Genomic DNA, 11,201 nt, shown 5'->3' on the forward strand with positions numbered 1-11,201 from the left:
ATGGCCAGCGGTTGACCAGTGGCCGGATCGACAGCGAGCTGCATCGACTGGCCGCCGGGGCTGGTGGCGAGCTTGGTCACGCCCGGCAGGAAGCCGCCGGCGCCCGCGCCGCCGGCGCTGCGCAGCAGGGGACGGACCACGAACAGCATGATCAACACCGCGACGATCGCCAGGATCAGCAGTTCGACGCCGCGCATGATGTCGTTCTTGTCGAAGCCCATCAGCGGGTTCGCCGCGGTCACCCCGTCCTGGTCGTCAACTGAAGGGAAGCGGACATTGACCACAGTCACCTGGTCGCCGCGGTCGGAGCTGAAGCCCACGGCCGTGCGCACGAGCTGCTCGATGCGCTGCATCTCCTGGGCGCTGCGCGCGGTGTAGGCGCCTGGCTTGCCGCCCGCGCCGGCCGCGGTGACGCCGTCGACGGCGACGGCCACCGACAGGCGCTTCACCTGGCCGGGTTCCTGGATCTCGGTGCGGGTGGTCTTGGAGATCTCGTAGTTGGTGGTCGACTCGGTGCGGCCGGCGGAGGACCCGGCCTCGCCCTCGTTAGGTCCCACGCCGCCCGGGATGTTGTTGAAGGCCGAGACCTGGCCGTTGTCCGCCGGCTCCTTTTCCTTGGAGCTTTCCTCGGTGGTGGACTCCGAACGGATCACCTGGCCGTCTGGATCGAAGGTCTCCTGCTGGACGGTGACGCGCGACTGGTCGAGATCGGCGGTGACGTTGACCCGCGCCTTGCCTGGCCCGACGACGCCCTCGACCAGGTTCTTCACGGTCTTGGCGATGCGTTGCTCGTACTCGTTCTTGCGGCCGTCGGCGGCTTGCGAACCGTCCGTGGGGCCGGACAGCGTGTTGGCGTGCTGGTCGACCACGGTGACCCGCTCGGGCTTCAGGCCGGGGACCGCCGCACCGACCAGATTCTGGATCGCCTTGACCTGTTCGCCGCCGGGCTCGCGGGCGCCGACGCCGATGGTCACCGCCGCGCTCGGCGGATCGACCTCTTCCTCGAACAATTGACGCTTCGGCAGCACCAGGTGAACACGGGCCGAGGTGACGCCATCCAGGCTGCGCACCGTGCGGGCCAGTTCGCCTTCCAGGGCGCGTTGGCGGTTGAGCTGCTGGACAAAGTCGGTCTGCCCCAGCGCGTTCGACTGGTCGAAGATCTCGTAGCCCACCGAGCCGGAGGTCGGCAGGCCCTTGCCCGACAACATCAGCCGGGTGGAGGCGACCTCGTCGCGCGGCACCATGATGGTAGAGCCGTCACCCTTCACCTCGTACTTCACGCCCGACTGATCGAGCGCCTGGGTGATCGAGGCGGCCTCTTTCATGTCGAGGTTCGAATAGAGCAGGGCCTTGGGCTGGCCGAGGTTCATGGTCAGGGCGACCAGGGCCGCGGCGACGCCGGCGCCGATGCCGAGGATCGCCATCAGGCGCCCGACTCCGAACCGCTGAACCATCGCCGCAAACTGGTTCAAGCCTGGAGTCTCCCCTGCGCAACGCCGCTCGCGCGATCAGGAGATCGCCGACGCTAGGCAGGATTTACCCAGTGCTTGGTAAACGGGTCGTTTAAGCGGGGCGGTAATTTCCTACCCGCCGGAGAATGGCGCCGCTCAGCCGCTCCAGGGGCTCAGCGCCCCCCAGGTCCACAGGACCGCCGAAAACGCGGCGTAGATCACCACGGTGAGCGTGAAGCCCGCCTTGCGAAGCGGCGTCCAGCTGTCGACCCGCCGCCCGCCACGCCACACGGCCGGCAGCGCCACCACCGTCGCCAGGGTCAGGGCTGCGGCGACCAGTTCGCAGGCCGAGGCGACCACCAGGAACGGATGCGGCCACCCGTACATCACCTCGGCGGCGTCGCCGGTCTTCGCCGCCCAGGCGACGAATAGGGCGATGGCGGCGAGCCAAAGGGCCGCCTGCGTGTTCTGCAGGAGCGCGATACGGCTCTGGATGCTGGTCTGGCGGAACTCGCGGCGGTCGCGCGTCACCACGCCGCCCAGCGTGGCCAGAGCCGCCAGAGCGGTCAGACCGGCCAGCAACGCCAGCGTCGGCGGTCGCCGCCAGAACCCGGCGCGTTCGAACAGATCGCCGCCCGACGAATCCTGGAAGGTGCGCCCGCCGCTCTCGACGTTGAACGCCAGCCGCTGGTTACCCATCGCGTCGATGAAGCGGCCCTGGCGCGCGTCGCCGTCGGGCGTCCATTCGCGCCCGCCCAGCAGCAGTCGCCCAGCCGGGGTCACCTCGGAAGAGACGCCGCCGCGCAACATGTCGACGAACGCTTCAAGGCCGCCGCGCGCGCGGCCGGCCGGCAGATAGTACCCATCGTAGAGGTTGGCGGACTGGACCAAAGCCGGGTCGCCGGCCCGAGGGAACGACTGCTCACCGGCATAGAAATGCCGGATGAGCGCCTCCGGCGCCTGCTGTGTCAGCCGGGCGCCGGTCTCGGTATTGGCGGCGATGAACACCCCCAGGCCCAGCGCGGGCGCCAGCACCATTCGGGTGCGGAACGACAGGGTCTCGCCGTCATGGCCGTAGCCGCGCACGCCGCCCGGCAGGTCATAGACCACGAAGCCGTGCGCCCAGCCGTTGATGCCCGGCGCGGTGCGGCGAAGCGGCGTGCGGAAGGCGCGCGCTGCGACCGGCCCGAACACCGTGGCGTTCTCCAACGTGCCGTTGTTGAGCAACATCAGCATGTAGCGAGACATGTCTCCCGCGGTGGACGAGGCCGAGCCGGCGGGCGCGATGTGGCCCATGTATTCGAACGGCCGCGCCTCGAAGTGGCCGCCGACCCAGCGATAGCCATCTGAGAGCCCGGCGGCCTGCGCCGCGGACATCGGTCCCGGCAGGCCCTGACGAACAGGCCGCGCCTCGCGGAACGTGGTGCGCGACAGCCCCAGGGGGACGAAGATCTCGTCCTCCACCAGACGCTCGAACGGCTTGTCTGCGACATAGGAGACGGCGGCGCCGGCCAGAGCCACGCCATAGTTGGAGTAGGTCGAGGCCTCGCGCGGCGCGCGGGCGCGGCGCGGGCGCTCCTGGCGGAGATACTGCTGCAACGGCCGCTCGCGCTCGTAGCGCCGCTCCATCAAGTGGCCGAGCTGCCGGGTTTCGAAACCGGCGGAGTGATCCATCAAATGGCGCACGCGCACCGGCTGGGTGAAGCCCTGGTCGCGCACCTGCAGCCGCTCCGGCAGGTAGAGGTTGATCGGCGCCTCCAGCCGCATCCGGCCGGCCTCCACCTCCTTCATCAGCGCGATCCAGGTGAAGGTCTTGGAGATCGACCCCAGGCGAAACAGCGTGCGGTCGGGGTCGACGCGGCGGGCTGGCGAGAGGCTCGCGAACCCATAGCCCTTCTTCATGACCACCTGGCCGTTCTGCACCACGGCGACGGTGACGCCGGCGATGTGGTCGGCGGCCATCGCGTCGCGCACCAGGCCGTCGACGAACGGCTCCAGCTCGCCTGGCGGCAGGGCTTCGCCGACGGTCAGGCGCGCGCCCTGGGCGGTGGTGGGCAGCAGGGCTCCGACCACGGTCGGGACGACGGGCGCCGGCGCCTGGACCTTGGTCGCCGCGGGGCGGGCAGGGGCCGCGCGCCGCACCGGGGCGGGCTTGGGTCGAAGCTGGGTGTAGGGGATCGGCGCGCTGGGAACGGCGGGCGGCGCAGCCGCCGGAGCCGTCGCCTCTTGGGCCGACAGCAGGGGTGGACAGACGAACAGCGCCGCGAGGACGGCGACGGCGGTTTTGGCGAGGCGACTCATCGGAGGATTTTCCGCGTGCGCTGGGCGTCTAGGGAGCGTCGTCTTGTAGGGCGCCCGACAGAGTCGGCAAAGGCCCGCGACGCGTGTCAGCGCGACGCGGCTGTGTGCAGTTCGAAGGTATAGAGCGGCAGCATGGGACGCAGCGCCGCCCCGATCCACACCTGCGGCTCAGACGGCGGCTGCATGCCCTCCTTCAGCTCGCGCGCCGCGACGCAAGCCTGGGCGAGGGTCGCCAGCTCGGGGAAGTCGTGAGCCGCGCCGGCCGACTGCAGGAAGCAGTCGTCGAAATACGGGTACTTGTCGGACTCGCCGCAGCCGAACGACGTGCGATCGGGACGGGCGGCGGTGAGGATCATGCGGTTCGGCTGGGCGAGTTCAGGGATGAACACGCCCGAGAAGCAGGCCGAGATGACCACGATGGTCGGACGGTTGGCGCAGGTTCGATCCAGGATCGCACCCAGCAGCGCCGGCGCCAGCAGATTCTGATCGACGACCACGCCCTGGGGCGCGCCGTGCGAGCTGAAATAGACCAGGCAGCCGCCGGTCGCCCGTCCCGCCACCTCGCTCAGAGCCTCGTAGATCGCCTTGGGGTCAGACTTGAGCGGGCGGGTGTCCTTGTAGCGTTCGGGGCGTACCGAGAACTGGCGCACGTTGGCCGACGTGAAGCCCATGCCGGTGAGAGCACGCGAGACGTCGCGCCGGGCGTTGTCGAAGGCTTCGGACGGACCGCCGGAATGGGCGTGCCAGTCACCGGCCACCACCACCGCAGCCCAATCCTCAAAAGGCCCCGCAGCCAGCGTCGGCGTCGCCTGGACGACGAGTGCGAGCGCGGCGGCGAGCATGAGGCGCAGCGGGCGGATCACCGCGTCACTTTTTCCGGAATTGGTCGAGCGAGACGATCTTGGCCTCGCCGTCCGCGGGCTCCGCGGCGGGTTTCGCGACCTCGCTCGGGCCGGCGACCGCAGAGGGCGCAGCAGCGGCCGCGCCGCCGGGCGGCTCGAACTGCAGCAGGAACTGCACGCTGGGATCGTAGAATCGGGTGAGCGCCGCGTAGGGCACGGACAGGCGCTTGGGCTGACCGCCGAAATGCAGGGTCACCGAAAAGAAGGTTTCACCGGGGGCGAGGTCCCAATAGCGGTGCTGCAGGACGATGGTCATTTCGTCCGGGTACTTCGACAGCAGGTCGGTGGGGCCGGAGACGCCGGGGGCGTCGGTGCGGAAGGTGATGTAGAAATGATGCGCGCCGGGCAGACCTTCGGGCGCCGCGGCCTTCTTCAGCGCAGCCTTCACCACGCCACGCATGGCGTCCTGGGCCATCGCTTCGTAGTGCATCAGATCCTGGGCGGGCGGATCCTGCGCCATGGGAACTCCGTTGGTCGGAAGGCGCGAAGCGTAACGCGTCGGACGCTCCGCGAAAAGGCGGCTCGACGCGTAGGCGCGCGTTATTCTGCTGGGGGCTGTCGGTGAAGGAAAGTGGAGGGGTTCTGTTGCCAGGCCCCCTCCGAGCCCCGCCTGACGCTGCTAAGACATCAGGGCTTTAGGTCGAGAAACGACCCGCCACATTACGCGGCGAGGCGAACCTCTTCAGCGAAGTTATCGTTCGCATTTAGTTTAAGGCCCGGAACGGTGGGCAAGGCCGAGAGAAAGCAACACCTTTAGACGTCTGTCGATGCTGATCGGCCCCGCACTCTCCGGCGATACCCGGAAAGGAAGATTGGTGGAGCCGCCGGGAATCGCACCCGGGTCCAGTCCGCTTATGACGTGCGCGTTTATCTCCATAGTCAGGGCGGACCCTGACCCCCCCAATATAGGCGCATGGGCAGCGGATTAGAAGGCGGCGCGTGTCAGCGGCGTCAATCGGCTCATCCTGCGGGCGGGGGCGCAGTGTCTTCCGGCGCCGGTTCGAAGGTCGGCGGCTGGGCGCGCGCGTCGGGAGCGGCCTTCAGGGTCCCACCGCCCTCCACAAGGCTGCGGTACGCCCCGCGCGCGCCGCTGAAGTCGATCCTCGGGAACAGCACGTCGATGCGGGGCTCGTGGCCGGCGGCGGCGCGCAGGGCGGGCTCCAGCGCATCGGCGATCTGGCCGAACTCCGCGCTGTCGCAGGCGCGCCTGAGCGACCGTGAACGCCCCGGGACCACCAGCGTGACGTCATAGGCCACCCCGTCGACGCAGATGGCGTCGCTGGACCCGCCGCTCTCAACCACGCGCACGTCGCGCGGCGCGTTCCACATCGGATGCTCGCGCAGAGCCAGGAACGTCGTCGCCGCGCCGTCGGGCAGGGGGGCGTCGAACCCCACTCGGCGCGCGATCCCTGGCTCGCAGCAGGCGAGGCCGGCGCGCGCCTGGACAAAGGCCTGGCCGTCGCGACGCACGGTGATGCGGGTCACGGTCTGGCGTACGCCGCCGGCCGGCCGGGTCCAGACCTCGAGGATCATTTCGCCCTGGCGCAGGACCTGGGTCTGCAGCGGCGGCAGTCCCCACAGGCGGTACAGCGTCGGCTCCACGCCGCTGTCGACCGCCGTCAGGCGTTCGCGGGCGCCCAGCTTTCGCCCGCCAAGCGGATCGGCGGCCTCCGCGGGCTTGGGCCGCTCGTCGTCCCCCCAGCTTTTCGGGTCGGGGGCGGGGAAGGGCCAGACCTCGGCCTCCCACGCTGGCGTACCGGCCGGGGCCTGAGATTGCGGCGGGGGCGGCGCGCGGCGGCGCAGGGTGACTTGGGCGCTCGCGGCGTCGGCGAGGGTGGCGGCCAGCAACAGGCCCAGCGAGATCGAACGTCCCCAGGCGCGCGGCATGGCGGCTGGCCTCCTACATCGCCTCGGCGCCCCGGGTGATGGAAAGCACGCCGGTGCGCGACAGTTCCACCAGCCCCAGCGGGCGCATCAGGTCGACGAACTTGTCGATCTTCGACGAGGCGCCGGTGAGTTCGAACACGAAGCTCTCCTGGGTGGTGTCGATCACCTTGGCGCGGAAGATGTCGGCGACGCGCAGCGCCTCGACGCGGTCCGGCCCGCTGCCGCGCACCTTGATCAGCGCCAGCTCGCGTTGCACCCCGTTCGGGTCGCGGGTGACGTCCTGCACGTGGCGAGTGGAGACCATCTTCTCCAGTTGCGCCTCGATCTGGGCCAGCACCTGCAGGGTGCCGCGGGTGACGATGGTCACGCGGCTGGTGTGGGCGCGCCGATCGGTCTCGGCGACGGTGAGGCTCTCGATATTGTAGCCCCGCGCCGCGAACAGCCCGACCAGCCGGTGCAGTACACCCGGCTCATTGTCCACCAGCACCGCATAGGTGGCGAGGTTCTCGGCCTCCACCGCATGGTCGAGGTCATAGACGGAGGCCGGCTGGGGATCGGGCATGGGGCGTACGCGGTTTTCTGTGAAATCTCTGCGCCACGACCTGTCACAAGCCGACGGTCGCCGCAACGTCGGGCTTTACAGGTGGCGCGTCTCGGCCGGCGGCTCGAACCAGTTGTCGTAACGGCCGTCCATGTAGCGGACCGGCGCACCGATCAGCGCCTCGGGCGTAGCGTCGTCGAGGCAGTTGACGTTCACCGACACGTAGTCGCCGCCGATCGCCTCGACGTAGCCGCGGCTGAAGGAGCGGACGCCGCAGTCGCGGCAGAACAGGCCGTGACCGCTCATCGTGCCGAACTGATAATCGCTGAGCTTGTCCTCACCTGCCAGGAGACGGAACGCGTCGGGCTGCACGATCGCCGTCCAGGTCCGAGTCTTGGTGCAGATCGTGCAGTTGCATCTACCCGTGCCGGCCGCGAGGTCGATGTCCGCCTCGTAGCGCACCGACCCGCAATGGCAGCTGCCGTGATAGGTCTTCAGCATTCCCGAGGCCTCCACCCGCCTAAACCAGTCGCTTGCCCGCATCGTCGATGATCGAGCCGAGGTCGCGGGCTTCCTCGGCCATGATCATCTCGTTGTGCGCCTTGCCCGAGGGGATCATCGGGAAGCAGTTCTCCAGCTTGGTCACCCGGCAGTCGAACAGCACCGGGCGGTTGACCGAGATCATCTCGCGGATCTTGTCGTCCAACTCGTCCGGGTGGTCGGCGCGCAGGCCGACGCAGCCGAAGGCGTCGGCCATCTTCACGAAGTCCGGCAGGGATGACGAGTAGGAGTGCGAGTAGCGCTCGCCGTGCAGCAATTGCTGCCACTGGCGCACCATCCCCATCCACTCGTTGTTCAAGATGAAGATCTTGATCGGCAGGTCGTGCTGAATGGCCGTCGACATCTCCTGCATGGTCATCTGCACGCTGGCGTCGCCGGCGATGTCGATGACCAGGCTGTTCGGGTGGGCGATCTGCACGCCGACCGCGGCCGGCAGGCCGTAACCCATGGTGCCCAGGCCGCCGGAGGTCATCCAGCGGTTCGGCTCGTCGAAGTGGAAGAACTGCGCCGCCCACATCTGGTGCTGGCCGACCTCGGTGGTGATGTAGACATCCTTGCCGCGGGTCAGTTCGTACAGCCGCTGGATGGCGTGTTGCGGCTGGATCAGCTTCTCGTCCTTGCGGTAGCGGAAAGAATCGCGCGCCCTCCAGGTCTCGATCTGGCGCCACCACTCGGCGATGGCGGCCTGATCCATCGACAGCTTGCGCGCTTCCCACGCCGCGATCAGGTCCTCCAGCACGGAGCCGGCGTCGCCGACCAGGGCGATGTCGGTGCGCACGTTCTTGCCGATCGATGAGGCGTCGATGTCGATGTGGATCTTGCGCGAGGTGGGCGCAAACGCGTCCAGCCGGCCGGTGACCCGGTCGTCGAAGCGCGCGCCGACCGCGATCATCACGTCGCAGTCGTGCATCGCGTTGTTGGACTCGAACGAGCCGTGCATGCCGACCATCCCCAGCCACTTGGGGTCGGACGCCGGAAACGCGCCCAGGCCCATCAGGGTCGAGGTCACCGGCGCGCCGGTCATCTCGGCGAACTTGCGCAGCAGCGCGGCGGCGCGAGGGCCGGAGTTGATGACCCCGCCGCCGGTGTAGAGGATCGGGCGGCGCGCCTGGGCGATCATCGCCACGGCCTCGGCGATGCGCGACGGCTCGGCCTTGGTGCGCGGGTGGTAGCCGTGGGCGAACTCGACCTCGTTCGGGCCTTTGTAGACCCCGGCCGCGAACTGCACATCCTTGGGCATGTCGATGACCACCGGGCCGGGGCGGCCCGAGGTGGCGATATGGAACGCCTCGTGGACGATGCGCGGCAGCTCCTCGACGCTCTTCACCAGGTAGTTGTGCTTGGTGCACGGCCGGGTGATGCCGATGGTGTCGCATTCCTGGAAGGCGTCGGTGCCGATCAGGTGAGTGGCGACCTGGCCGGTGATGACGATCAGCGGGATCGAGTCCATCAGCGCATCGACGATGCCGGTGACCGCATTGGTCGCGCCGGGGCCGGAGGTGACCAGGACGACGCCGGGCTTGCCGGTGGAGCGGGCGTAGCCTTCGGCGGCGTGTGTCGCGCCCTGCTCGTGGCGCACCAGCACGTGGCGCAGCCGGGGTTCGGCGAACAGGGCGTCGTAGATCGGCAGCACCGCGCCGCCGGGATAACCGAAGATCACCTCGACGCCCTGGTCGATCAGGGCGCGCACGAGGATTTCCGCGCCGGTCATCGTCGCATCCTGGGGCTTGGCGTCGGCTTCGGCGGTGATGGTCTGCTGGGCTGTCATGGTCCGGACCTGGGTTTGGGCGACAAAGCTTTGGGCAATAAAAAAGGCCCGCGCGGGGCCTGGGCAAGCGACCGCTGTCGGCTGACGTTCTACGTCAGTCCGCGCGTGGTCGCCTTACGAGTACGAGGGTGGCGCGCAATTGCGGTCTCCGAAATGATCGCGACGATGTCGCACGGCGCTTGGAAGGCGTCAAGCGCGAGCCGTGGCGCGCCAGGGCGTGATCACCGACGTCAGCACCCGTATCGCCAGCCCCGGGTTGCGGCCCAGGATGCGCAGCGCGCTAGGCACGAAGCCTCGGCCGAACGGGACATAGATGCGCGTGGCGACGCCGGCCTCGCACGCGGCGCGCAACAGGGTTTCGGTCTGCAGGCCGTGGATCAGCTCCAGTTCGCAGGGCGTGCCGGCCTGTCGCAGCCGTGAAATCGCCTCGGCGGAAAGCGCTGCGTCGTGGCTGGCGATGGCGACGTGGGCTTGCGCGCCGGCCACGCCCTCGGCCAGGTCCAGGAACCCCTGGCGCATGTTCCGCGCAGCATCGTCCGGGTCAGGCCACTCGCCCTTGACGATCCGCACGCCGACGCCGCGCTCCAGCAGACGGTTCGCGTCGGCGAGGCTGCGCGACCACCGCCCATGCGTGGTGACGCTGATCAGATGGGGCGGCAGCTCGCGGGCCAGCTCGCTCGCGAAGGCCAGCGTCAGGTCGGCGACCTGGATCCCATGGGAATCGCAGTGCAGCCGCACGCCCGCCTCGCGCGCGGCGCGCGCCAGTTCGTGGGCGACGGCGGAGTCGAAGCGCAGCGCCGGCGGCTTGATCGACACATAGCCGTCCGCGCCCGCCTCGCCGATGCGGGCGATGGCCTGGCGGTAGACGTGGGCGACCTGTTCGGGCGCGTAGGCGGGCGTGTCCCAGAAGCCGAGGGTGTTGGCCAGGCCGCGCCCGGCCAGCGCTTGGGCCACGGCCAGCGCCTCGTCCAGCGTCTCGCCGCCTACGTGATCGGGCGCGAGGCGCTTGATCGCCGGCAGCAACAGGCCGCTGGCCGTGTCGGCTAGGCCGGCCTTCAGCGCGCGCAGGCCGGGTCGGGGCGCAGATGGCGGAGCGGTGTCATACAGGCGGGCCGCGTTCTGCCCATCGGGCGCGCTGGTCGGGTCCATTCTGGCACGCTCCTCGTCGGTTCGCCGCTTGAGCGAGACGGAGAAGCAATTCCGGAACCGGTCAGACGCCGGAAGGCGCAGCCCCATAGAACTTCAGCTTGAACGGGCCCCACCAAAGCACCTTGCCGAGGCCGCGAGCGGCGCGGTCGAGGGTGTCGGCGGCGTCCGACGCACGCAGGACCGCCTTCAATGCGGCGAGCATGCCGAACGCGAGCGCCTGGCCCACGCCCACCCCCATCCAGTAGGCGATCCCGGGAACGTCCGGCGGCGTCTTCGCCGCGCAGGCCGCCGACGGCCCCTGCCCATAGGCGAAGGCGCGCGCCAAGGTGTAGCGCAGGGTGAGCCGCGACGGCGCGGGGTCCTCCCACACCCAGGCCTCCGGCGCCCAGGCGAAGCGCGCGCCGGCGACCTGCATGGCCGCGAACATCAGGGTGTCCTCGCCGCCGGTCTGGTTGTGGGTGGCGTCGAAGGGCTGGTCGCCGCCAGGCAGCGACGCGCGCCGCAGCAGGCTGTCGCCACAGCCGTAGTAGTGGGCGATCAGCCCAGCCTCGGCGGGACCGACGCGCGAGAAGAACGCCTCCAGATACGCGCGGTGGCGCGTGACGCCGGGCGGAAGGCGACCGCGCACCGGACCGAACACC

At 69.6% G+C, this 11,201-nt stretch carries 9 protein-coding genes, 1 other RNA gene and 1 pseudogene; all 11 read right to left on the minus strand.

Translation table 11 applies throughout. The annotated features are described in order from the left end of the window. Nucleotides 1-1,472: flagellar basal-body MS-ring/collar protein FliF (gene fliF, locus Q8M88_RS11045; protein ID WP_305597211.1), on the minus strand; the 1,472-nt coding region annotated here is incomplete at its 3' end. Nucleotides 1,473-1,607: 135 nt separating this feature from the next. After that, entirely contained in the window at nt 1,608-3,752 is a 2,145-nt protein-coding gene (locus Q8M88_RS11050; RefSeq protein ID WP_305597212.1) for a serine hydrolase, read from the minus strand. 86 nt (nt 3,753-3,838) lie between these two features. Further along, nucleotides 3,839-4,615 carry a C13 family peptidase gene (locus Q8M88_RS11055; RefSeq protein WP_371132681.1) on the minus strand — a complete coding sequence of 259 codons (777 nt, stop codon included), beginning with the start codon at nt 4,613-4,615 and terminating at the stop codon, nt 3,839-3,841. 4 nt (nt 4,616-4,619) lie between these two features. Further along, entirely contained in the window at nt 4,620-5,114 is a 495-nt protein-coding gene (locus Q8M88_RS11060) for an SspB family protein (RefSeq protein WP_305597213.1), read from the minus strand. Nucleotides 5,115-5,224: 110 nt separating this feature from the next. Next, nucleotides 5,225-5,589, minus strand: a transfer-messenger RNA (tmRNA) gene (ssrA, locus tag Q8M88_RS11065). Nucleotides 5,590-5,614: 25 nt separating this feature from the next. Continuing rightward, nucleotides 5,615-6,541, minus strand: a complete 927-nt coding sequence (locus tag Q8M88_RS11070; RefSeq protein WP_305597214.1) for a hypothetical protein — start codon at nt 6,539-6,541, stop codon at nt 5,615-5,617. 13 nt (nt 6,542-6,554) lie between these two features. After that, nucleotides 6,555-7,103: an acetolactate synthase small subunit gene (gene ilvN / locus Q8M88_RS11075; protein ID WP_305597215.1), complete on the minus strand. Its 549-nt coding sequence runs from the start codon at nt 7,101-7,103 to the stop codon at nt 6,555-6,557. A 75-nt stretch (nt 7,104-7,178) separates the two neighbouring features. Next, nucleotides 7,179-7,583: a GFA family protein gene (locus tag Q8M88_RS11080; protein WP_305597216.1), complete on the minus strand. Its 405-nt coding sequence runs from the start codon at nt 7,581-7,583 to the stop codon at nt 7,179-7,181. Between the two features lie 19 nt (nt 7,584-7,602). Then, nucleotides 7,603-9,411, minus strand: coding sequence for an acetolactate synthase 3 large subunit (locus tag Q8M88_RS11085; RefSeq protein WP_305597217.1), 1,809 nt, complete (start codon nt 9,409-9,411; stop codon nt 7,603-7,605). Between the two features lie 189 nt (nt 9,412-9,600). Beyond that, complete coding sequence (locus Q8M88_RS11090; protein WP_305597218.1) at nt 9,601-10,560, minus strand: hypothetical protein; 960 nt, start codon at nt 10,558-10,560, stop codon at nt 9,601-9,603. Between the two features lie 61 nt (nt 10,561-10,621). After that, nucleotides 10,622-11,201 (minus strand): annotated as a pseudogene (locus Q8M88_RS11095) (glycosyltransferase family 2 protein); the annotation flags it as partial.

Origin of the sequence: Phenylobacterium sp. (assembly GCF_030693805.1) — a bacterium.
Lineage (GTDB): Bacteria > Pseudomonadota > Alphaproteobacteria > Caulobacterales > Caulobacteraceae > Phenylobacterium.

What these genes read in the sequence shown, in the direction of transcription:
- ilvN (WP_305597215.1), bottom strand. Translation starts at nt 7,103, where the DNA reads ATGCCCGATCCCCAGCCGGCCTCCGTCTATGACCTCGACCATGCGGTG.
- Q8M88_RS11085 (WP_305597217.1), bottom strand. Translation starts at nt 9,411, where the DNA reads ATGACAGCCCAGCAGACCATCACCGCCGAAGCCGACGCCAAGCCCCAG.
- Q8M88_RS11080 (WP_305597216.1), bottom strand. Translation starts at nt 7,583, where the DNA reads ATGCTGAAGACCTATCACGGCAGCTGCCATTGCGGGTCGGTGCGCTAC.
- Q8M88_RS11090 (WP_305597218.1), bottom strand. Translation starts at nt 10,560, where the DNA reads ATGGACCCGACCAGCGCGCCCGATGGGCAGAACGCGGCCCGCCTGTAT.
- Q8M88_RS11060 (WP_305597213.1), bottom strand. Translation starts at nt 5,114, where the DNA reads ATGGCGCAGGATCCGCCCGCCCAGGATCTGATGCACTACGAAGCGATG.
- Q8M88_RS11070 (WP_305597214.1), bottom strand. Translation starts at nt 6,541, where the DNA reads ATGCCGCGCGCCTGGGGACGTTCGATCTCGCTGGGCCTGTTGCTGGCC.
- Q8M88_RS11050 (WP_305597212.1), bottom strand. Translation starts at nt 3,752, where the DNA reads ATGAGTCGCCTCGCCAAAACCGCCGTCGCCGTCCTCGCGGCGCTGTTC.